The sequence below is a fragment of the Caldanaerobius polysaccharolyticus DSM 13641 genome (assembly GCF_000427425.1).
Classification (GTDB): domain Bacteria; phylum Bacillota; class Thermoanaerobacteria; order Thermoanaerobacterales; family Caldanaerobiaceae; genus Caldanaerobius; species Caldanaerobius polysaccharolyticus.
This window is the reverse complement of sequence record NZ_KE386494.1, coordinates 1,008,622-1,029,383: the sequence shown is the minus strand read 5'-3', so window position 1 is coordinate 1,029,383 and position 20,762 is coordinate 1,008,622. Positions and strand designations below refer to the sequence as shown.

The window sequence follows — 20,762 nt, the reverse complement described above, 5'->3', positions numbered from 1 at the left end:
TTATTAAAAGGAGGAATCCTGTTATGTTGTTAAAGCAAGGGGAATTGGTATTATTTCAAGGGGATAGCGTTACAGACGTGGGGCGCAATAGGGACGACGGAAACGATCTGGGTTTTGGGTACCCCATGTTTGTAGCGTCGTGGTTTTCTGCGATGTACCCCGATGTAAATGTCCGCTTTATAAATCGCGGGGTAAGTGGCAACAGGGTTAGGGATCTTAAATCGCGCTGGAGGCAGGATTGCCTTGATTTAAAACCCGATTGGGTTTCTATACTCATAGGAATCAACGATTGCTGGAGGAGATATGACAGCAATGATCCTACATCGGTAGAGGCTTTTGAGGCTGATTACAGGTATATACTGGATCAAGTGAAGGAAGAATTGGATGCTAAAATTATAATCCTAGAGCCTTTTGTCCTTCCTACTTCAGAGGACAGGGTGCAATGGAGGGAAGACCTGGATCCTAAAATACAGGCGGTAAGAAAGCTGGCAAGGGAATACGGTGCCTTGCTCATACCTCTGGATGGCATTATGGCTCAAGCCTGTACCAGGAGACAACCAGCTTTTTGGGCGGCAGACGGTGTACACCCAACTCCTGCAGGGCATGCCCTTATAGCGCAGGCATGGCTTAAGACGGTGGGAGCTATATAATCGCATATTTTCCTCCTTTCGACAGATAATATTTATGTCAACATTATCGAGAGGAGGGATTTTATGAGCTTAATAAGATGGAATCCTGCTGAAGATTGGTTGGACTTTCCCTTTGATTTCAGGATCCCCTCGTTTATACAGAATTTTAACAGGCCAAGGATGGACGTATCTGAAACCGAAAAAGAGGTCATTGCAACAGCTGAGGTACCTGGCATTGATAAAAATAACATCGAGATAAATATACAGGATAACATACTTGAGATCAAAGGGCAGACCGCGGGAAAGGAAGAAAGAAACAGGCAAAGTTACTACTTGTCAGAGAGGTATTACGGTGCTTTTCACAGGAGAATTGTCCTGCCTGCGGAAGTGGATGCGGATAAGGCTACGGCTACGTTTGAAAACGGCGTTCTCACCATAAGGATGCCTAAAGTCCAGCCTGATAAGCCAAGGGGCAGGAGAATTCCTATTCAATGAGTACAGTTATGTACAATATAGGTGGTACAGGTCGGCATTGGCGGGAAGAACTTGCCGGCCTTTTTATTTTCTTGAAGTGTTGGATGTATGGAAGTGTGTGATATAATTATAGTAGAGGTGGTTGCGATGGATAATTTTACATTTAAAAGCCCAACTAAGATAATATTCGGCAAGGGCACGGAAGATTTGGTAGGAGAAGAGGTAAAGCAGTACAGCAGCAAAATCCTGTTTCACTACGGTGGGGGTAGCATAAAGCGCACAGGGCTTTACGACAAAGTGGTAAATTCTCTGAAAAAGGCGGGCGTGGAGTTCATAGAGCTGCCAGGGGCGCAGCCCAATCCCAGGCTCAGCTTGGTGCGCGAAGGCATAAAGATTTGTAGGGAAAACGGGATTAACTTTATCCTGGCAGTAGGTGGCGGCAGCGCCATTGATTCGGCCAAGGCCATAGCCGTAGGGGTGCCTTACCAGGGAGATGTGTGGGATTTTTATGCGGGGAAAGCCGTGCCACAAGAAGCACTGCCTGTAGGTGTTATACTTACGCTGGCGGCTACAGGCAGCGAAGCCAGCAAGAGTTCTGTTATAACCAATGAAGATGGATGGTACAAACGTGGGCTCAACGTGGACATCATAAGGCCGCAGTTTGCCATTATGAACCCTGAGCTCACCTTTACTTTACCGCCGTATCAGACGTCCTGTGGTGTTGCCGACATAATGGCTCATATTATGGAGAGGTATTTTACCAACACCCGCGATGTGGAGCTAACCGATAGGCTTTGTGAAGCCACGCTCAAGACCGTGATACATAATGCGCCCATTGTTCTTAAAGACCCGCAAAACTACGCGGCAAGAGCGGAGATAATGTGGGCAGGGACTATTGCCCATAACGACCTTTTGAGCACGGGCAGGATTGGCGATTGGTCTTCTCATGCCATTGAGCATGAGCTTAGCGCCATTTACGATATAGCCCACGGCGCAGGGCTGGCTATTGTGTTTCCGGCCTGGATGAAATACGTGTATAAGCACGATATAAACAGGTTTGCCCAGTTTGCCAACAGGGTTTGGGGCGTGGATGTAAACTTTGAAAATGTGGAAGAGACCGCGCTGGAAGGCATAAAACGCCTGGAGGATTTCTTTAGGTCTATAGGGCTTCCGGTGAGATTGAGCGAAGTGAACATTACGCCGGAGAGATTTGAGGAGATGGCCGATAAAGCCACCAATAAAGGCCAAAAGACCATTGGCCAGTTTGTGCCATTGAAGCGGGAGGATGTGCTCAGCATATTGAATTTGGCCAAATAGCAAAAATACCTAGTCTTAGTCAAAAGCCAGCTTGTTAGAAAGTGCGCTTTCTTTCAAGCTGGCTTTTATTTTTGTTGGGTATATACTATTTTTGTGGTTTTTGCTATAATAAATACGTAACATTTAAACACAAGGGGGATGTGGTTATGGTTTTGAGCGAAGGCGAAATCAAAAAAACGGTTTATGAGGCCGTGGAAAACGTTGAGATAACGGATGTGCACACGCACCTGTATCCGCCTTCTTTTGGAAATATGCTTTTATGGGGCATTGACGAGCTCTTGAATTACCATTACCTTGTAGCAGAGGCCATGCGCTGGGCGGATATTCCTTATCAGGACTTCTGGGCCATGAGCAAAAGAGAACAGGCGGATTTCATATGGAAAACGCTGTTTGTTGACAATTCTCCGTACAGCGAAGCGTGCAGGGGCGTGCTTACGAACTTACATAAACTGGGTTTTGATGTGGCATCCAGGGATCTTATAAAGTACAGAAAATACTTTGACAGCGTATCGCTGGAAGAGTATGTAGACAGGATCTTTAAAGAAGGGCGTATAAAATGCGTGGTTATGACAAACGATCCTTTTAACGAGGAGGAAAGAGGTTACTGGCTTAAAGGGCTCAAAGATAGCCGCTTTAAAGGGGCTTTAAGGCTTGATGTCCTTTTAAATAATTGGCCTGAGGCTTGCGCAAAATTAAGGCAGTGGGGCTATGAGGTGTCGGAGGATTTTAGCGGTGACACCGCAGGACAAATACGTAAGTTTTTGAGGGAGTGGATGGACAGAATTGAAGCTGTGTACATGGCGGTATCGCTGCCATGGGATTTTGCGTATCCTGAGGATTCTCCTAGAAGTCGCATTATAGAGGAATGCGTGCTGCCTGTAGCTGGCGAGCTAAACAAGCCCTTTGCACTTATGATAGGCGTAAAGAGACAATTAAATCCTGGGCTCAAAGATGCCGGTGATGGGGTTGGAAGGGCTGATGTCAGGGCGGTGGAATACCTATGCTCTCGCTATCCCCACAATAAATTCATGGTGACGTTGCTGTCCAGAGAAAACCAGCACGAGCTGGCCGTAGCTGCACGCAAATTCAGAAACCTTATGCCCTTCGGCTGCTGGTGGTTTTTAAATAACCCCAGCCTTGTGGACGAGATAACCCGCATGAGGTGTGAGCTTTTAGGGGTGAGCTTCATACCTCAGCATTCTGATGCCAGAGTGCTGGACCAGCTGATCTACAAGTGGGAACACTCAAGAAAGATCATAGCGGATGTTCTTGTAGACAAGTACACGGACCTCGCCAGAACAGGGTGGGCTATTGAGTCCCAGGAAGTAAGGCGGGACGTGGAAAAACTGTTTGGAGGCAATTTCTGGGGTTTTCTGGAGAGGAAGTTTTAAAAGCTCATGGGGCATAAAAGGCTATCGGGATACATCCCGATAGCCTTTGTTTTAGTTAATACCTCCTAGCGCCTATATAGTATTGTCTGAACCAGCCGCTGAAGTCAGATATTACCGCCTTTTGTTTGGAGCTGCTCATATGTATAAGCTGGTTGTTTCCGATGTAAATGCCTTCGTGAGTAGGATTACCTCCGGATGTAGAGAAAAACACTATGTCACCTGGCATCAAATCATTGCTGCTCACATATGTACCCCCAGAGTATTGGGCACTAGCTGTCCTCTCTATGGATATGCCAGCCTGTTTAAATACGTATTGTACAAAGCCTGAGCAATCAAACCCTGCTGGAGATGTGCCTCCGTACACATACGGGGTGCCCAGGTACTGCTTGGCTATGTCCACCACGCTGGTGTTTGATGTAGGCCTTTCGTAGGAGCCCCTGGACGATAAAGCTGAATTGGATAAGGCTTTATTTATAGCGCTGATGGTTTGGGGTCCAGCAATGCCGTCTACAGTTAAATTATGTCTAGCCTGAAAGGCCCTTACGGCCTTTTCTGTGGCTGGCCCAAATATGCCGTCTATTCCCCCTGTGCTATAGCCCAATCTGCTGAGACTTTGTTGCAGGTTCTTTACGGCATCGCCTCTCGAGCCTATTTTAAGAGTTGTAGTGGATAAGGTTACCCCAGGCGATGTCCTGTTTATACTCCCTCTGGATGCCAGGGCGTTTCTGCCGTTTAGCAGCAGTTGAATGCGCTGGTATGTAGCAGGGCCTACGATGCCGTCAGCGGTAAGGCCGTTGCTGCTTTGAAATCTTTTTACAGCGTTTAAAGTGAGGGGACCGAATATGCCGTCAATACTGCTGTTGAAGTATCCTAGGCTTTTCAGCTCTTTTTGTAAGGTTACCACAGCTTGTCCACTGCTACCGTAGCGCAGAAGGCTGGCGGCAAAAGCAGAAGGTGTTTGCATCAGCGTGTAGGCGATCAGCGCAGATGCCACGATTTTTCTTGTGTTCAATGTAACCATCCTTTCTCTTTTAGCCTGCGAGGTTAGTTGACGGGTTCGGTAAAGAGCAAACCCTACCACTTCGAAATTTTTGCGAAGTGGATTCACCCCAAGGTTTATCCCCCGCTCCATATAGAATATGGATTAGGCTATTTATTAATTAATTATTAAGTATATTAAAATTATATTACAAATGTATTTAAAAAGTCAAATTTTCAGGGGGATTTTTATGTTAAATTAATGTTACAAAATACGGTGGGAAGATGTCTGAATATGATATAATTTAAGAATAAAAAAGCTGAATTGGAGGAATGTAAATGCATTATTGGGATTACCATGTACACCTTGAAAACGGGCCTTATACTATAGAATGGCTAAGCGAATTTGTCCGGCATGGTCAAAGCAGGAATGTGGCAGAAATAGGGTTTTCAGAGCACGGGTACAGGTTTAAACAGGCGTATCACCTTATATGCACTGATGGCTATAGAGGCAGCTGGGTTGAGAAGCACGGCGGAGAGGATATAGAAGAGTATATAGGCCTCATTGAAAAGGCTAAACATCGAGGATTTTCGGTAAAATTAGGCATTGAGCTGGATTATATACCGGAGAAAGAGGAAGAAATCAGGCAATTTGTTAAGCAGTATCCTTTTGATTACGTCATTGGCTCTATTCATTGGTTGGGGGATTGGGGAATCGACCTGGACCCAAGAGATTGGGAGGATAAAGACGTTTATGATGCCTATAAGAGATATTTTGAGATATTAAAACAAGCTGCTAAGAGCAGGATATTCAGCTTTCTCGGGCATCCTGATGTCATTAAGGTTTTTGGGTACAAGCCTTGGGAGGATATAACAGAACTCTACGAAGACGCTGCAAAGGTCATAGCTGAAAATGGGCAGTGTGTAGAGGTGAGCACGGCAGGGCTTAGAAAGCCTGTAGGTGAGATGTACCCGTCGCAGGTATTTCTGGAGATACTTTCAAAATACGGCGTTCCTGTTATTTTAAACTCAGATGCCCACTATCCTGAACACGTAGGCTATATGTTTGATAAAGGCATAGATTATATCAAAAAATGCGGCTACACGTCTCTTTGCAAATTTGAAAAGCTATCTCGCCGTATTGAGGAAATGTAGTTATATCAGGCAATTGTTCGATTGCTCGTTTTTAGCTTGACAGCTTTTATTTTTTTATATAATATATAGATAAATTTAAATGTATCTATATAGGTGGTGGTAATATAAAAGAACTGGCGAATAAATTTAAAGCGCTGGCTGATGAAAACAGGCTTAAAATCCTTAAAATGCTATATTCGGGCGAAATGTGCGTATGTGATATAACAGAAAATTTAGGTTTAAGTCAGCCTACGGTATCTCATCATATGAAAATACTAGAGGATGCCGGTTTTGTGATATGCAAAAAAAATGGCAAATGGTCTCATTACATTTTAAATCAGCAGGTCCTGGATCAACTGCATGATCTTGTAAAGGATCAAATATATGTAGTAGGAGAATACAAAAAGAGCAGCTGTTAGGAGGTGAGGGGGTTTTGGAGAATAAATCAAAGAGTTTAAGTATACTGGATAAATACCTTACCCTGTGGATATTTCTGGCCATGGTGGTTGGCGTAGGCCTTGGATTCGCTGTTCCTGGCCTTGCGGATGTATTGAATAAATATCAAATAAAGGCAGTATCTTTGCCTATAGCTATAGGTCTGATCTGGATGATGTATCCGCCACTGGCACGGGTAAAATATGAAGAGATGGGAAGGGTTTTTAAGTCACGGCGCGTTCTCTTGATGTCGCTTTTACAAAACTGGATTATAGGTCCTATGCTTATGTTCGCGCTGGCGGTGCTGTTTTTGCGGGATAAACCTGAATATACGGTAGGGCTTATCATAATAGGTCTTGCCCGGTGTATAGCCATGGTTATCGTATGGAATTCGCTAGCTGATGGTGACAGCGAATACGCTACAGCACTGGTGGCTTTAAACTCGCTATTTCAGATCTTCTTTTATTCAGTATACATTTACATTTTTGTAAATCTGTTGCCAGGATGGCTTGGATTAGAATTTGTGAAAAAAACGATTCACGTCACCATATCGGAAGTGGCGTCCAGTGTGCTTATTTACCTGGGCATTCCTTTTGCAGCAGGTATAACCACGCGTTTTAGCCTTATAAAGGCGAGGGGCAAGGAATGGTATGACGGCGTATTTGTCAAGAAGATTTCGCCGACGGCACTAATAGGCCTTTTGTTTACTATTGTGGTCATGTTCTCGCTTAAAGGCCACTATATAGTAAATTTGCCGTTGGATGTGGTGAGAATCGCCGTGCCACTGTTGCTGTATTTTGTGCTCATGTTTTTTATTAGCTTCTGGCTATCTTATAAACAGGGATTTAGTTATGAGCAGACGGTGACCCTGTCATTTACTGCTGCCAGCAACAACTTTGAACTGGCTATTGCGGTGGCAGTAGCTGTATTTGGGCTCAACTCAGGGCAGGCCTTTGCGGCAGTAGTGGGGCCGCTTATAGAGGTACCTGTGATGATAGCGCTGGTAAATGTAGCATGGAAATTGCGCAACAGGTTTTTTGTAAAAAAGCACAGTTCAGCAGGGAGGTTTTGAAATGAGCCAGAAAAAAATCGTATACTTTATATGCACAGGCAATTCCTGCAGAAGCCAGATGGCTGAAGGCTTTGCACGGCATTACGGCAGTGACGTGGTAGATGTGATAAGCGGAGGGGTAGAAGCCCATGGGGTTAACCCCAAGGCTATTGAGGTCATGGCTGAAAAGGGCATTGACATATCCAGCCACAAGTCAAAACTCATAGACGAATCGCTGCTCTTTAAGTCAGACTATGTTGTAACCCTTTGTGGAGATGCCAGAGACAAATGTCCGGTGTTGCCGCCATCTGTCAAGAGCATGCATTGGGGGTTGGAAGATCCGGCAAAAACTACGGGTACAGATGAGGAGATTATGGATGCGTTCAGGAAGGTGCGGGATGAGATAGAGCGCAGGGTAAAGGAGCTGTTGGACTGCATAAGAGAGGGTTAACCTCTCTTTTTTATTGCAAATGAGATTTTTGAAAAAAAAACGCAGTATATTTAAAGAGCGTTTTTAAAGGATGTGATACAATTTTATTACAAAAATGTTTACGGGGGATGGGAATATGAGGAAGAGATTTACCGAGCTCAGTTACTCATCGGTAGATGATTTTGTTTACGGCAGTGCTGTGAGGCCATTGAAGATGAAAAACGGCATGGTCATAGGCGGGGGTGTGGTTTATCCTGAGATCAACTTTACGTTGCCTTCCATGAACATCAACAAAGACACGATGCCCGAGGTGAAGAGACAATATGAGGAGATGATCCAAGGGGTATTAAAGCGTGCTGTAGAATTGCACGCTCCCGGCGTGGTAGTGGAATTAGAGCTGTTGCCTGATATGACTGCGGTACCTGAATGGGGTATAGAGGTATGCAAAATAATCAGGGACAGGATGTACGACTACGAGCAGAAGCGGGGTTTAAAGAGCCTCTTGCGGATAACGCCCAATGACACCAGGGATATGGTAAGGCCGCCAAAGATGCGCTCAGGAACGTATGTGGAAAACATGTATAAGACCTTTGAAGGATGTGCCAGGGCAGGGGCTGATTTTCTAGCTATTGAATCTACAGGTGGCAAAGAGGTGAATGACGATGCGCTGTTAAACGCCGATCTAAAAAAGGTGTTGTTTTCATTGGGGGTGCTGGGCTCAAAGGATATGGAGTACCTGTGGGGGAGGATAGTGGCTATTGCCGAGGAGACAGGTACCGTACCAGCGGGAGATAGCGCTTGTGGTTTTGCCAACACGGCCATGGTACTAGCTGATCAGGGCTTTATACCGCGGGTGTTTGCAGCGGTGGTGAGAGTCGTGACGGTAGGTCGTTCGCTGGTGGCTTATGAGATGGGAGCTGTAGGGCCCAGCAAGGACTGCGCATATGAAGGCCCTTATATTAAAGCCATAACGGGTATGCCCATATCCATGGAAGGCAAGTCCAGCGCAGGGGCGCATTTGAGCCCTGTGGGGAATGTGGCAGCAGCTGTCGCGGATCTGTGGAGCAACGAGTCCATACAGAACGTAAAGCTGTTAAGCGATATGGCTCCAACGGTTTCCATGGAACAGCTCATATACGATTGCAGGCTTATGAATAGGGCATATGCATCGGGAAAGGAAGGCGCGCTAAAGCTGAGGGATTGGCTGGCGGACTCCGATAGTTATCTGGATCCCCAGGCATATGTGTTAAGGCCTGATGTGGTCTTGAGGATCAGCGATAAGATCGTCAGGGCACAGGGCGACCTGAAGAGGGCCAAAGTAGGCGCTCAGGCCGCTATAGAGGAGCTTAGGAGAGCAGCTAATGACAAAGAGGTTGATCTGCCTGAGAGGGAGTTAAAGTGGCTTGACATAATGGAGGCGCAGCTAGAAGATACCCCTGATGACGAGCAAGAGCTGTGGTACCAGTTGAAAGACGATATAGATTGTTCCAAAGTGGCTGTGGAGGAATACGGCATAAGATGAGGTTTTTTATGCCATTGACAATGGGGTATATATAATTTATACTAAACTAGTAGTAATAGTTGTAGTTTATGGGGATAAGGGGGAAATAAATTGAATGATATATTGCAGCATAAGCTGGAAGTTTTAAAGTCGTACTTAAAAGAGCTGGGGAGTTTGGCAGTAGCTTATTCTGGCGGCGTGGACAGCACGTTTTTGGTAAAAGTAGCCTATGATGTGTTAGGTGACAGGGTTTTGGCTGTTACAGCTCGTTCTTCTACATACCCTGAGAGGGAGTTTAATGAGGCGCTGGAGTACATTAAGGATATAGGGGCAAAGCATGTGGTTATCACCTCAGAAGAGCTGGATATCGATGGCTTTTCCAGAAATCCTGTGGACAGGTGCTATTACTGTAAAAGAGAGCTCTTTGAAAAGATATGGGAAGTGGCAAAGCAAAACGGCATAGAGCATGTGGCAGATGGCTCTAACTTTGACGATTTAAATGACTACAGACCAGGCTTGAAAGCAGCGCAGGAGCTCAAGGTAGTTAGCCCTCTCAAGTACGCCAAACTTACTAAAGAGGATATAAGGGCTGTGTCCAGGGATATAGGCCTTCCCACGTGGGATAAGCCGTCTTTTGCATGTCTGTCTTCCCGTATACCCTATGGACAGGAGATAACCCGCGAAAAGCTGTCTATGGTAGAAAGAGCAGAGAATTTCCTTTTAGAATTGGGATTCAGGCAAGTAAGGGTGAGGCACCATGGGGATATCGCCAGGATTGAGGTCGGGGAAAAAGAATACGATAAGATTTTGGATAAAAACCTGATGAGAGATATAGCAGCCAAGTTAAAGGATATTGGTTTTACTTATGTGGCTCTGGATATGGAAGGGTACAGGACAGGGAGCATGAATGAGGTGTTAAAAGAAAAAGCTCGATAACCGCTGTGCGGTACGAGCTTTTTTTAAATTTTATAATTTGACGTTTTAAACGCTTTGAGATGTTTTTTAATCTCATCGGAGCTGCCCATGCTCAGTATTTTATCTGCTAGTAATTTACAATCGCTGTATTTCAGACCTGTTATCAGCTTTCTGACGCTTATGATAGAAGAAGGACTCATACTGAATTCGTCCAGGCCCATTCCCAGCAGAACGGGTATTAGAGGGACAAAACCTGCCATTTCCCCGCACATGCCTACGGTTTTATTAGCCTTGTGGGCGCTGTCTATGGTCATCTTGATGAGGCGCAAAACGGCAGGATCAAAGAAATCGTATAAATACGATACCTTCTGGTTCATCCTGTCAACAGCTAAGGTGTATTGCATTAGATCGTTGGTTCCTATGCTGAAAAAGTCTACTTCTTTTGCTAGGATATCTGATATAAGAGCAGCGGAAGGCACTTCAATCATTATGCCTATTTTTAAGTTTTTGTTAAATTCTATCCCTTGGCGCGCAAGTTCGACTTTGCATTCTTCTAGTATCTCTTTTGCTCTTATGACCTCCTGGACGTTTGCGATCATGGGAAACATTATTTTCAGATTGCCGTAGGCTGAGGCCCGGAGTAAAGCCCTGAGCTGGGTCTTGAATACATCTTTTCTGTCAAGGCACAACCTTATAGCCCTGTATCCCATAAAGGGGTTGAGTTCTTTTGTTATGCCCAGAGCTGGAAGGTCTTTATCGCCTCCTATGTCCAACGTCCTTATGATCACCGGTTTGCCCTTCATCTTTTCCACGATAGACTTGTACGCAGCCAATTGCTCTTCTTCAGAAGGCAGCTCGTCTTTAGCCATGTATAGAAATTCTGTCCTGTAAAGGCCGATTCCGTCAGGGCCAAATTTCAGAATCTCCTCTACATCCTCGATACCGCCCACATTGGCATTGATTTCCACTTTTTTGCCGTCAGCTGTTATCGACTCTACGTCTTTGTAGCGCAGAAGAAGCCTTTTATCTTCTATGTCTTTTTTACGCTCCGCTTCATAGGTTTTTAACAGGTTTTCATCAGGGTTTATATGCACGGTCCCTTTGTATCCGTCTACTATTAAGAGGTCTCCGCTTTTTATATAGGACGTAGCATTATCAATTCCCAATACCGCTGGGATTCCCAGCGATCTGGCTATTATAGCGGAATGGGATGTGCGCCCCCCTGTTTCTGTCACTATACCTGATATCTTTTCTCTGTCTAGCTTGGCGGTATCTGAAGGAGCCAAATCCCGGGCGACTATTATGCACGGGTTTTCTATATCGCTTAGAGATAGATTGCTGTTGCCTTCGAGGATGTTTATTACCCTTTTGCTGGCATCCAGTATATCTGTAGCCCGCTCTGCCATGTATTGGTTGCCCATATGCTTAAATATCTCCGCCAGTTTTTCTGCGGTGGACATTAAAGCGTATTCGGCGTTTACATTTTCTTTTTGCATTTTTTCCTTTGTGCCGCCTATGAGTTCAGGATCGTCAAGGATGAACATATGGGTTTCAAATATCTCAGCTTTATCCTCGCCTAATTCGGATTTTACTTTTTCGTATATGGCCTTTAACTGTCTTTTTGCGGCGTCGATGGCATCGTCCAGTCGCTTTTGCTCTGCGGCTATGTTTTGAACGGTGCGCCTTTGCACTTTGGCTTCGCTTTTCTGGTATATAAAAGCTTTACCTATTGCTATTCCGCCTGATGCGGCTATACCCTTTAACATAAAAATCCTCCTGCTTAACCTTCAATGTTTTCCAGGGCTTGTACGATGGCTGTGGCAGCTTCTTCCTCGTCGGCGCCTTCGGTGCGCACGATTAACTCGTCGCCTTTTTCTGCAGCCATCGTCATCAAGCTTACAATGCTGCGGGCGTTGTATTCATTGCCGTCTTTTATGATTATGATGTTTGATTTGTACAGCAAAGCTACTTTGTTGATTTTCATGGCAGGCCTGGCGTGTATGCCGTTTTCACTGCGCACAATAGCTTTTTTTTCAACCACTTCTATTCCTCCTTATTTTAAAGTGATTTCCATGACTACAGAGTCGGTGGTTACTTCTCCGTAATGGAAATCAATAGAATCCACCATGTCCATATTGGTTATTATCATGGGGCTTAAGTCGGATTTGGCTTTTTGCCTGATCAACTGGATATCGTAGGCTATAAGCTTATCTCCTGGCGAGACCTTGTCGCCCTTTTTGACGAAAGCTTCAAAGCCTTCTCCTTTCATCGATACTGTTTCTACGCCTACGTGGAGAAGTATTTCCAGACCTTCATGGGTCCTTATTACAGCAGCGTGTTTGGTGGGGAAAACCTGCAGGATTTCCCCACTTACCGGTGCGTACAATATTCCATCGCTGGATTCAAACCCTATACCGTCTCCCATCATTAGAGTAGAAAAAGCTTCATCGGGCACTTCTTTTACGCTAAAGCACCTGCCATTTACAGGTGATTTTATTATGACTTTTTCAGGTTTTTTCTGATCTTTTTTATCTTTTTTGAACAGCCTGAACATAAACATACTCCTTTCCCAACTTACTTCATGAGTTTTACTATTTCATCTTTTAGCATTTCCGCTTCGGTACCAACTACCACCTGCAGGTTACCGCCCCCAGCGTCCAGTATTCCCGCAACACCTAACTGTTTTAGAGCTGCTTTATCTACTTTGGATACATCATTTACTGTAAGCCTTAATCGTGTTATGCAGGCGTCGATGGCATCGATGTTCTCTTTTCCGCCCAGAGCAGCCAGTATTTTTGCAGCTTTTGTGTCTTTATCTGCATACCTGTTGTTCTCTGTTGAAGCTGTAGCTCCACTTTCGCCTTTATCTTCCTCGTCTTCCTCTATATCGCGGCCAGGGGTTTTGAAATCAAAGGCCTTTATCGAGAAATAGAACACCGCGAAGTACAGGGCTGCCATTATAGGCCCTGCAATCAAAAACAGCTTCCAGCCGTTTTGGGCGTTGGATATGCCCAGTACGTAGTCTATCAAGCTGGCTGAAAATGTGTACCCGAGCCTTATATTTAGTGCTTTTGTCAGCAGACCTGATACAAATGCAGCGCCTACGTGGAAGAAGTACAGCAGCGGTGCCACAAATATAAAGGAAAATTCTATGGGTTCTGTAATGCCTGTCAATATAGATGTTATCGCTGCCGTAAGCATGACGCCTGCTATGCTCTTACGCCTCTGTTTTGGGGCAGCCAGGTACATCGCCAAGGTAGCTGCAGGAAGGCCAAAGAGCATGATGGGAAACTCGCTGGCCATGAAGTACCCTGCGGTCCTGTCTCCTGCGAAATACCTGGCGGTTTCGCCTCTGAGTATTTCTCCTGTAGCAGGGTCTTTAAAGCTGCCGAACTGGTACAGGAAGGGCGGATAGAAGACATGGTGCAACCCTACGGGGATCAAAGCCCTTTTCCCTGCAGCGTAAATAGCTGATCCAATAGGTGATGTGGTGGCAAAGGACGCGAATTTATTTATGCCTATCTGTATGGGCGGCCATATAAGGGCGAATGCCACTCCTATTATCAGCGAAGCCGCTGCTGTTACGATGGGCACAAGCCTTTTTCCGGCGAAAAATCCAAGGTATGGAGGCAGCTTTGTATCGTGGAACCTGTCGTACATCTTTGCGGCGAGTAGCCCGATTATTATGCCGCCAAATACACCTGTGTCTATATTTGGTATGCCCTTTGCTTTGATGTTTAGCAATTTACCCATGACGTCCAGCACGTTTACCATTACTTCATAGCCTACCGCTGAAGCCAATGCGGCGACGCCGATGTTGCCTGTAAACCCTATGGCTACGCCGATGGCGAATATCAGCGAGAGGTTTGCGAATACCGCGAGGCCACCATTGTTCATGACCTGGCCTATAGCGTTTAAAAGTCCATGGTTTTGCATGAGCCACCTGCCCAGTGCCACCAGTATACCCGCTGCTGGCAGAACGGAAACAGGAGTCATGATGGCTTTTCCTATCCTCTGCAATGTCTTAAAGAGATTTTTTCTTGACATGTGTGTTTCAACCTCCTTAATTATAAAATAGTGTGTGTTAAAATTTCAAAAATAAAAGGCATGAACCTATTAAATGTCACAAAGACATTCAATAAGGCTCATGCCTGATCGAATCAGTAACACGCCTTATGCTCTTATTCTTATATAAGCCTGCGTATGTGGAGTGCCAGATAACCCACTTCCTCTTCGGGGACCTCTTTGCCCAACTTTTCAGAGATGTATTCGCATATGCGCTGCGCTATTTTGAATTCTCTCTTTAATTGTCGCTTTACCGATGGCAGCAGCACGTTTTCCAAAGGCTTGCCGGCTTCTATTCGGTCTATGGAGTACCTGAGGTGAGATATCAGCCTTGACATCTCCATCGACTTTTTGTCCATGTCTACGTGCAACAGTTCCCGTATTTTATCGGTGATGTCTTTTATCAATCTGGTGCGCTTAAGGCTTTCGGATACATCTTGATTGACCCTTGCTGAGTGTATGTGAAGGGCTATAAACCCTATTTCGCTTTCGGGTAACTCTACATTCAGCCTTTCCTTTATCAGCGATAAACCCCTTTGAGCGATCTGGTATTCTTTAGGGTACATGACCTGGATCTCGTACATGAACGGGTTGACGATTTCAATGCCTTCATTTACGCGCTTTATAGCAAAATCTATGTGATCGGCCAAACCCACGTGGATATGGGAATTGAGGCTCTCACCCAATACGCTTTCTGCCATGGCTATGATCTCTTCGGAAACCGCCAATACTTCCTCTTTTATATCCTGCAGCACTTTTCTGTAGTTGTTTTTTTCCAGAGGGTCAATCTTGATGTACCTTTCTTCAATCTTTTTTTCTTCGGTTATCACGTCACCCTTTTTTTTGCCGAAACCTATTCCTTTGCCTAAAAGCACATAGATATCGTCGCCTTTTTCAGCGACGACCACGTTGTTGCTCAGGGGTTTTAATATCTCATACAATTTACCCATAGATATTACACCATTCTTATTTTATATCATTTGATTTTATTATTCAATACAATTTTCAACAAAATTTTACGCCAATTTTGTGTCATTATGGTGCATAAATTGCATGGAACACAGGTAATAGTAAAGCCCTTTGCGCTTTAAAAGCTCCTGGTGATTTCCCATCTCGACGATTTCGCCATCGTGAAGAACGATGATGTTGTCAGCTTTTTTCACAGTGGACAGGCGGTGGGCTATTATGAGTATGGTCCTGCTTCCCGCTAGATTGTTTATGGCGTTTTGTATCTCCCTTTCGGTTTCGGTATCTACCGATGATGTGGCTTCATCGAGGATTAATATAGGAGAGTTCTTCAACACAGCCCGCGCTATGGACAGCCTCTGTTTCTGACCCCCTGAGAGCTTTATGCCCCTTTCGCCTATATACGTGTTATACCCATCGGGAAGTTTTGTGATGAAATCATGGGCACAAGCTATTTTAGCGGCATTTATTATGTCTTCCATGGTGGCGTTTTCGCTGCCGTAGGCTATGTTATCGGCGATGGTGCCATTAAAAAGAAAAACGTCTTGCAGAACCATACTTATGTTGTCCCTTAATGACCTTAAGGATACGTCCCTTATATCTACATCGTCGATTTTAATGGTTCCCGAGTCCACATCGTAAAACCGGTTTATAAGGCTCATGATGGTGGTCTTGCCTACCCCTGTAGGTCCTACAAAAGCCACCATCTGCCCTGGCTGTACAGTAAAGGATATATCCTTCAGCACAGGAACTCCCGGGTTGTATGAAAAATTGACCTTTTCAAAGGTTATTTTGCCCTTTACGTCCTTGAGCACCACAGGGTGTGCTTTTTCTTTGACGTCCGGCTGGGTATCCAAGATTTCAAAAACCCTTTCTGCACCAGCCAGCGCCTGCTGCAGGTTTTCCAATACCTGGCCCAGCGCTGTTATGGGCTGGTAGAACATGCTCAGGTACAGAATGAACCCTACTATGTCTTCAACAGGCAGACGGCCGTCTAATACCATCACGCCGCCTAAAGCGACCACGATGACCGTTCCTATAGAGCTGAAAAAGTTTACAGTGGGGTGAAAAATAGCGCTTAACTTGAGAGCGCCTATAAGCGCTGAGGCGTGCCTGTATGCGCTATTTGTTATTTTCTCCATTTCCCTTTGCTGCTGGTTAAAGGCCTGGATCTCCCGTATCCCCGATATATTGTCTTGCAGGTCAGCGTTTAAGTCCGCCAGTGCTCTCTGGGCGTACCTGAAACTGGGCAGGATGTGCTTTGTGAACACAGTACCACTGTATATCAGAAAAGGTATAGGTATCAGAGACAGAAACGCCAGAGTGGGGTTTATGATGAACAGTATAATAGCCACCCCTAATAGTATTAAGGCATTGGTAAACAGATCTGGCAGCGCATGGGCTATGAGGGTTTCAAAGGTGGCTGTGTCATTAGTAACCCTTGACATAAGCTGGCCTGTCTGCTTGTCGTGGTAGTACCTCAGGGATAATTGCTGCAATTTGTCGTATACCAGTATCCTCATGTGGGCTACCAGGTTCCACGCGGCGTAATGGGAAAGGTAGCTGCTCAGGAACTGGAAAACCGTCCTGGCCACGTAGGAGAGGACGAGGATAATAGAAAGATTTATTATGTACGCCCTGGGATGGGGGTACTGCTTTACATTGGTTAAAACCCCTATGAGGTTTCTGATAAGCCAAGGCCCCAGAAGGTTTAGACCTGTAATGGATATCGTGCTTATAGCCGCAATTAAGAGGTATTTCCAGAAAGGCCTGGCGTACCTGGTCAGCCTGATTAAATACTCCATGCGTTTACACCCCTTATTTTTATCGCCAAAAGTTTTTGATATATAAATATATTATGCGAAAAACGCTTCTTATACAAGGGGGGATTTTTAAATCTTATAGGCGCTTTTATATTGAGCTCACATTTTGTATAATAAATGCAGGAGTGATTTTGTATGCCTATACCCGATTTAAAGAAAAAATACACTTACGCAGATTATCTAACATGGCCTGAGGATGAAAGATGGGAGATTATAGACGGTGTTCCGTATATGCTGGCAGCGCCTTCGTGGCAGCATCAGGCGGTATCCAGGGAGCTGATGGTCCAGTTTGGAAGCTATCTTAAGGATAAGCCTTGTGAGGTTTTTGCTGCCCCTTTTGATTTGCGAATCCCTTGTGAAGGCGAGAAAGATGAAGATACTAAAAATGTGGTGCAACCAGATATCGTTGTGATATGCGATAAAAAAAGGTTGAAAGGTACAGGCTTTTATGGTGTTCCTACGTTAATCATAGAAATTACTTCTCCTGCTACTGCCAGAAAGGATAAGATCCAGAAATTCAATATGTATGAAGCTGCCGGGGTTAAAGAGTACTGGATTGTAGAACCCGACCAAAGAGTAGTAATGGTTTTTCTTCTGGAAGATGGCAGGTATGGGCGGCCCCACACCTACTCAGAAGAAGATAAGATAAAAGTAAGTATATTTGAGGATCTGGAAATCGATTTAAAAAGCGTATTTTTGTATTAGAGGTGAAGGACATGCCGCTAAACGTAGTTTTGGTAGAGCCCGAGATACCCCAAAATACAGGGAATATAGCCAGGACGTGTGTGCTTACGGGCAGCAGGCTGCACCTGGTTAGGCCCTTTGGTTTTATACTGGACGAGAAGCGCATAAAAAGGGCGGGACTGGATTACTGGCCGTACCTGGACCTTACCGTTCACGACAGCCTTGATAAATTTTTAGAGCAGTACGGAGATAAAAAGCTGTATCTTGCAACAACCAAAGGGAAAAAGTATTATACAGATGTTCGATATGAGGAGGATTCATTTATCCTGTTTGGCAAGGAATCGGCAGGATTGCCTCGGTGGCTTATACAGCAGCGTGAGCAAGACGCTATAAGGATACCCATGAGCGAAAAAATACCGGATAGGTCCTTAAACCTATCTAATTCTGTAGCTATCATCGTGTACGAGGCTTTAAGGCAGCTGGGTTTTCCCAGCTTGTGCTGATTTGGATATAAAATGTAACGGTGATATAATATTCTAGGAGGTGATATTTATGAAAGAATTTATTGAGCTTTTGAAGACCAGGAGGAGCGTAAGGGCTTTTATAGATAAGCCAATACCCAAAGAGGTGTTGGAGGATATAGTAGACTGCGGCAGGCTGGCCCCATCGGGGAGAAACGGTCAACCGTGGCATTTCGTGGTCATTACTGATAAGGATGCCTTAAGGTATATATCTGAGCAAGCCACTTACGGCAAGTTCATAAAGGACGCTGCTGCCTGTATAATAGTGTACTGCGAGAAAGACAACAACCACCACCTGGAAGATGGAGCGGCGGCCACGGAAAATATAATAATAGCCGCAAAGGCGTACGGTATAGGGACGTGCTGGGTGGCAGGCTACGATAGGACTTATGAGCAGGCCATAAACAAATACCTGGGGATACCTGAAAATCTCAGGATGATATCCATAATCCCCATGGGCTATCCTGCTGCAGAACCTCGTATGCCGCAGAAGAGGTCCCTTGACGAGGTCATCCACTGGGAGAGGTACTGATTTCCGGTATGGTATTAAAAGGCTGTAAGGGGTTTATTGATTAAACTAAAACCCCTTACAGCCTTTTAAAATGGATTAAAATATAAATTCTTATTTTCTTCTATTATATTGTTTTTGCTTTGGGCATTATATAACCTTATACTCCAGACCTGTTTTTTTAATCCAAATGCTGTCATTGAGAATATAAGGTTGGGTGCTTTTACGTTGCCTTTACAAAAGTTTCCCTTCAATGTGACTATATACATAGGCATTCTGGTAGCGTCATCGGTTGTTTTTATTATTCTTACGATTTGCGGATTGCGCTCGCCATAAATTATGGATACCTTTTTTGCTACTGCGTTAATTCCTGGGTAGAAAAAGGTAAACAGCAGAAAGGATATCAATATTAAAACTACAATAAAAACAATTAAATTTTCCTTTTTAACCATTTTGAGCCCTCTATTCATAATAATTGTTTTTTCAATAACTTTTGCAATTCTTATCATGGTTCATCATCAGGTAAAAAATCGCCATCATATTCTACGATCTTCCATAAGTCTCCTTCTTTATTTAATATATATGTTAATTTCATTGTATTTTCTGGCGTATATACTTTGCCATCTTCTATAAACTTTGACCAAAATCTTACTTCTGCTATTACTGTAGCATTATCACCATTAATGGTTATATCATTAATTTTTACCCATCTTGCTCCTCCGTCTAATACTATAAACTTATCATTTTGCATATCGACTATTCCTGATAATTGACCTAGCCTTTTTGATAATAGTTGTTTCTTATTACTAAAGACATTTTTACATTTCTCCAAGATTTCTTTTTTGACATTGTTTTTTTCGTCTAGAGTAAACAAATTATTTGATGTATTTTTTTGATGTACGACAAATCCTTTTTGTTCCAAATCGATACTTAATCGTATAGTTTTTTCAATTTTAGCTTTTTCAATTTGTGTTATATTATCAGCAGTGTTTGCAGATGCTTTATTAACATATATGGCAGTTGCTGATATTATTATAGTTATTAAAATTAAAAATAAAAGTGTTTTTCTTATTTTTGTCATCTTGATCCGTCCCCCTTTTTTAATAATTAATTCTTTCGGCATAAATAGTTGTAGTAGGCCACCTAGAATTATATGGTCTTAATGTCCAAATAGCATGTTTGCGATCAGATGTATGTTGATTTACTAATATTCCAGTTTTGCCTGAATCGGGATCTATCTGTTCCAGAACCAACAACAATACTTGAATGATTAATTATGCCGTTACTATCCCAGTCATAGAATATTACATCCGCTGGCCATAATTTATAATTTGAATCTGTAGGCTCTGGTATTGAAGCTGTATATATGTCATAATCATATACATCTATCCAACTTCCTATATTGCTATTTTCTAACCAGTTATAAAGATCTTCAGCAACCGTCCAACTATGCGAATAATTCCATATTTGTGAGCCACCTATATACATACAGTACCATTCATTATTAAGCTTCGTTGACATTGGAATACCACCAGCATGTAAACATTGCGATACGTAATTTGCACAATCACTACTAAATGAAGGGTAATTTGGATTATATGAGTAGACATATTTTTCAGCATAAGAAATAGCAGCGGATCTATCAAAAACAGATGCATACGTATTAAAATTTAAACAAAATATAAACAAGAGCAGAAATGATAAAAACAATTTTAATTTTAACATATACATTTTCCCCCAATCATAAAAATTTATTATTGTAGATGAAAAAATCATGGTAAAATATTACTGCTTGTGCTTTCATTAAACCTTTGTCAAATCGGTAATACGAACTTGTTCCCATTACTATGTATAAATGCGTTAGTGAAATAAGAAGAAACAGTATTTTATCTATTAATTTTTTACAACGTATACGATGTGAAATCAGCCCAAAAATGTCT

The 20,762-nt window shown here is 43.7% G+C and carries 23 protein-coding genes and 1 riboswitch; of the genes, 13 read left to right on the top strand and 10 right to left on the bottom strand.

What is annotated here, in order from left to right:
* Positions 1 to 23 precede the first annotated feature (23 nt).
* From CALPO_RS0105915 to CALPO_RS0105895, 4 genes are all read left to right on the top strand, one after another.
* On the top strand, positions 24 to 650 hold the full coding sequence (locus CALPO_RS0105915; RefSeq protein ID WP_026486508.1) for an SGNH/GDSL hydrolase family protein: 627 nt from the start codon (positions 24 to 26) through the stop codon (positions 648 to 650).
* Positions 651 to 713: 63 nt separating this feature from the next.
* Complete coding sequence (locus CALPO_RS0105910; protein WP_026486507.1) at positions 714 to 1,124, top strand: Hsp20/alpha crystallin family protein; 411 nt, start codon at positions 714 to 716, stop codon at positions 1,122 to 1,124.
* Between the two features lie 126 nt (positions 1,125 to 1,250).
* Positions 1,251 to 2,420 carry an iron-containing alcohol dehydrogenase gene (locus CALPO_RS0105900; protein WP_026486506.1) on the top strand — a complete coding sequence of 390 codons (1,170 nt, stop codon included), beginning with the start codon at positions 1,251 to 1,253 and terminating at the stop codon, positions 2,418 to 2,420.
* A 146-nt stretch (positions 2,421 to 2,566) separates the two neighbouring features.
* Positions 2,567 to 3,811 carry a glucuronate isomerase gene (locus tag CALPO_RS0105895; protein ID WP_035172208.1) on the top strand — a complete coding sequence of 415 codons (1,245 nt, stop codon included), beginning with the start codon at positions 2,567 to 2,569 and terminating at the stop codon, positions 3,809 to 3,811.
* Between the two features lie 55 nt (positions 3,812 to 3,866).
* Here the strand turns inward: CALPO_RS0105895 and CALPO_RS14620 are convergent, their stop codons facing one another.
* Complete coding sequence (locus CALPO_RS14620; protein ID WP_051585855.1) at positions 3,867 to 4,823, bottom strand: C40 family peptidase; 957 nt, start codon at positions 4,821 to 4,823, stop codon at positions 3,867 to 3,869.
* 5 nt (positions 4,824 to 4,828) lie between these two features.
* Positions 4,829 to 4,972, bottom strand: a riboswitch (cyclic di-AMP (ydaO/yuaA leader).
* A gap of 156 nt (positions 4,973 to 5,128) precedes the next feature.
* On the opposite strand from CALPO_RS14620, the gene CALPO_RS0105885 reads away from it, so the two are divergent.
* From CALPO_RS0105885 to larE, 6 genes are all read left to right on the top strand, one after another.
* Positions 5,129 to 5,944 (top strand): histidinol-phosphatase, encoded by an 816-nt coding sequence (locus CALPO_RS0105885; protein WP_026486504.1) that lies wholly within the window; start codon positions 5,129 to 5,131, stop codon positions 5,942 to 5,944.
* 65 nt (positions 5,945 to 6,009) lie between these two features.
* A complete protein-coding gene (locus tag CALPO_RS0105880) occupies positions 6,010 to 6,342 on the top strand; it encodes an ArsR/SmtB family transcription factor (RefSeq protein ID WP_218915164.1) in 333 nt (110 codons plus the stop codon).
* Positions 6,343 to 6,356: 14 nt separating this feature from the next.
* Complete coding sequence (gene arsB / locus CALPO_RS0105875; RefSeq protein WP_026486502.1) at positions 6,357 to 7,430, top strand: ACR3 family arsenite efflux transporter; 1,074 nt, start codon at positions 6,357 to 6,359, stop codon at positions 7,428 to 7,430.
* 1 nt (position 7,431) lies between these two features.
* Entirely contained in the window at positions 7,432 to 7,860 is a 429-nt protein-coding gene (arsC, locus tag CALPO_RS0105870) for an arsenate reductase (thioredoxin) (RefSeq protein WP_026486501.1), read from the top strand.
* A 115-nt stretch (positions 7,861 to 7,975) separates the two neighbouring features.
* Positions 7,976 to 9,361 carry a methanol--corrinoid methyltransferase gene (locus CALPO_RS0105865; RefSeq protein WP_026486500.1) on the top strand — a complete coding sequence of 462 codons (1,386 nt, stop codon included), beginning with the start codon at positions 7,976 to 7,978 and terminating at the stop codon, positions 9,359 to 9,361.
* 90 nt (positions 9,362 to 9,451) lie between these two features.
* On the top strand, positions 9,452 to 10,276 hold the full coding sequence (gene larE, locus CALPO_RS0105860) for an ATP-dependent sacrificial sulfur transferase LarE (RefSeq protein ID WP_026486499.1): 825 nt from the start codon (positions 9,452 to 9,454) through the stop codon (positions 10,274 to 10,276).
* 23 nt (positions 10,277 to 10,299) lie between these two features.
* Here the strand turns inward: larE and ptsP are convergent, their stop codons facing one another.
* The 6 genes from ptsP to CALPO_RS0105830 all read right to left on the bottom strand — a co-directional run bounded on the left by ptsP (position 10,300) and on the right by CALPO_RS0105830 (position 17,091).
* A complete protein-coding gene (ptsP, locus tag CALPO_RS0105855; protein ID WP_026486498.1) occupies positions 10,300 to 12,021 on the bottom strand; it encodes a phosphoenolpyruvate--protein phosphotransferase in 1,722 nt (573 codons plus the stop codon).
* 14 nt (positions 12,022 to 12,035) lie between these two features.
* Positions 12,036 to 12,296, bottom strand: a complete 261-nt coding sequence (locus CALPO_RS0105850) for an HPr family phosphocarrier protein (protein ID WP_026486497.1) — start codon at positions 12,294 to 12,296, stop codon at positions 12,036 to 12,038.
* Between the two features lie 12 nt (positions 12,297 to 12,308).
* On the bottom strand, positions 12,309 to 12,809 hold the full coding sequence (locus CALPO_RS14830; RefSeq protein ID WP_026486496.1) for a PTS sugar transporter subunit IIA: 501 nt from the start codon (positions 12,807 to 12,809) through the stop codon (positions 12,309 to 12,311).
* Positions 12,810 to 12,829: 20 nt separating this feature from the next.
* On the bottom strand, positions 12,830 to 14,302 hold the full coding sequence (locus CALPO_RS0105840) for a PTS transporter subunit EIIC (RefSeq protein WP_026486495.1): 1,473 nt from the start codon (positions 14,300 to 14,302) through the stop codon (positions 12,830 to 12,832).
* A 140-nt stretch (positions 14,303 to 14,442) separates the two neighbouring features.
* Positions 14,443 to 15,270, bottom strand: coding sequence for a BglG family transcription antiterminator (locus CALPO_RS0105835; RefSeq protein ID WP_084295180.1), 828 nt, complete (start codon positions 15,268 to 15,270; stop codon positions 14,443 to 14,445).
* A gap of 66 nt (positions 15,271 to 15,336) precedes the next feature.
* On the bottom strand, positions 15,337 to 17,091 hold the full coding sequence (locus CALPO_RS0105830) for an ABC transporter ATP-binding protein (protein WP_026486493.1): 1,755 nt from the start codon (positions 17,089 to 17,091) through the stop codon (positions 15,337 to 15,339).
* Between the two features lie 153 nt (positions 17,092 to 17,244).
* Here CALPO_RS0105830 and CALPO_RS0105825 point away from each other — a divergent pair, with 153 nt between their 5' ends.
* Genes CALPO_RS0105825 through CALPO_RS0105815 form a run of 3 tightly spaced genes read left to right on the top strand, consistent with a single transcriptional unit; the run spans position 17,245 to position 18,846 of the window.
* On the top strand, positions 17,245 to 17,814 hold the full coding sequence (locus tag CALPO_RS0105825) for a Uma2 family endonuclease (RefSeq protein WP_026486492.1): 570 nt from the start codon (positions 17,245 to 17,247) through the stop codon (positions 17,812 to 17,814).
* Positions 17,815 to 17,825: 11 nt separating this feature from the next.
* Positions 17,826 to 18,296: a tRNA (uridine(34)/cytosine(34)/5-carboxymethylaminomethyluridine(34)-2'-O)-methyltransferase TrmL gene (gene trmL, locus CALPO_RS0105820; RefSeq protein ID WP_026486491.1), complete on the top strand. Its 471-nt coding sequence runs from the start codon at positions 17,826 to 17,828 to the stop codon at positions 18,294 to 18,296.
* Positions 18,297 to 18,345: 49 nt separating this feature from the next.
* A complete protein-coding gene (locus tag CALPO_RS0105815; RefSeq protein WP_026486490.1) occupies positions 18,346 to 18,846 on the top strand; it encodes a nitroreductase family protein in 501 nt (166 codons plus the stop codon).
* Between the two features lie 65 nt (positions 18,847 to 18,911).
* On the opposite strand, the gene CALPO_RS0105810 is transcribed toward CALPO_RS0105815, so the two are convergent.
* From CALPO_RS0105810 to CALPO_RS13370, 3 genes are all read right to left on the bottom strand, one after another.
* Complete coding sequence (locus CALPO_RS0105810; RefSeq protein ID WP_026486489.1) at positions 18,912 to 19,274, bottom strand: hypothetical protein; 363 nt, start codon at positions 19,272 to 19,274, stop codon at positions 18,912 to 18,914.
* A 53-nt stretch (positions 19,275 to 19,327) separates the two neighbouring features.
* Positions 19,328 to 19,903 carry a hypothetical protein gene (locus CALPO_RS0105805; protein WP_026486488.1) on the bottom strand — a complete coding sequence of 192 codons (576 nt, stop codon included), beginning with the start codon at positions 19,901 to 19,903 and terminating at the stop codon, positions 19,328 to 19,330.
* 104 nt (positions 19,904 to 20,007) lie between these two features.
* Entirely contained in the window at positions 20,008 to 20,547 is a 540-nt protein-coding gene (locus tag CALPO_RS13370; RefSeq protein ID WP_051585854.1) for an amidase domain-containing protein, read from the bottom strand.
* Positions 20,548 to 20,762 lie beyond the last annotated feature (215 nt).

Excerpts from the sequence above, each read along its gene's own strand:
- arsC (WP_026486501.1), top strand. The coding sequence starts at position 7,432 with ATGAGCCAGAAAAAAATCGTATACTTTATATGCACAGGCAATTCCTGC.
- CALPO_RS0105895 (WP_035172208.1), top strand. The coding sequence starts at position 2,567 with ATGGTTTTGAGCGAAGGCGAAATCAAAAAAACGGTTTATGAGGCCGTG.
- CALPO_RS0105830 (WP_026486493.1), bottom strand. The coding sequence starts at position 17,091 with ATGGAGTATTTAATCAGGCTGACCAGGTACGCCAGGCCTTTCTGGAAA.
- CALPO_RS13370 (WP_051585854.1), bottom strand. The coding sequence starts at position 20,547 with ATGTTAAAATTAAAATTGTTTTTATCATTTCTGCTCTTGTTTATATTT.
- CALPO_RS0105915 (WP_026486508.1), top strand. The coding sequence starts at position 24 with ATGTTGTTAAAGCAAGGGGAATTGGTATTATTTCAAGGGGATAGCGTT.
- CALPO_RS0105840 (WP_026486495.1), bottom strand. The coding sequence starts at position 14,302 with ATGTCAAGAAAAAATCTCTTTAAGACATTGCAGAGGATAGGAAAAGCC.
- CALPO_RS0105805 (WP_026486488.1), bottom strand. The coding sequence starts at position 19,903 with ATGACAAAAATAAGAAAAACACTTTTATTTTTAATTTTAATAACTATA.
- CALPO_RS0105810 (WP_026486489.1), bottom strand. The coding sequence starts at position 19,274 with ATGGTTAAAAAGGAAAATTTAATTGTTTTTATTGTAGTTTTAATATTG.
- CALPO_RS0105865 (WP_026486500.1), top strand. The coding sequence starts at position 7,976 with ATGAGGAAGAGATTTACCGAGCTCAGTTACTCATCGGTAGATGATTTT.
- trmL (WP_026486491.1), top strand. The coding sequence starts at position 17,826 with ATGCCGCTAAACGTAGTTTTGGTAGAGCCCGAGATACCCCAAAATACA.
- CALPO_RS0105835 (WP_084295180.1), bottom strand. The coding sequence starts at position 15,270 with ATGGGTAAATTGTATGAGATATTAAAACCCCTGAGCAACAACGTGGTC.
- CALPO_RS14830 (WP_026486496.1), bottom strand. The coding sequence starts at position 12,809 with ATGTTCAGGCTGTTCAAAAAAGATAAAAAAGATCAGAAAAAACCTGAA.
- CALPO_RS0105900 (WP_026486506.1), top strand. The coding sequence starts at position 1,251 with ATGGATAATTTTACATTTAAAAGCCCAACTAAGATAATATTCGGCAAG.
- CALPO_RS0105885 (WP_026486504.1), top strand. The coding sequence starts at position 5,129 with ATGCATTATTGGGATTACCATGTACACCTTGAAAACGGGCCTTATACT.
- CALPO_RS0105910 (WP_026486507.1), top strand. The coding sequence starts at position 714 with ATGAGCTTAATAAGATGGAATCCTGCTGAAGATTGGTTGGACTTTCCC.
- CALPO_RS0105825 (WP_026486492.1), top strand. The coding sequence starts at position 17,245 with ATGCCTATACCCGATTTAAAGAAAAAATACACTTACGCAGATTATCTA.
- ptsP (WP_026486498.1), bottom strand. The coding sequence starts at position 12,021 with ATGTTAAAGGGTATAGCCGCATCAGGCGGAATAGCAATAGGTAAAGCT.
- CALPO_RS0105815 (WP_026486490.1), top strand. The coding sequence starts at position 18,346 with ATGAAAGAATTTATTGAGCTTTTGAAGACCAGGAGGAGCGTAAGGGCT.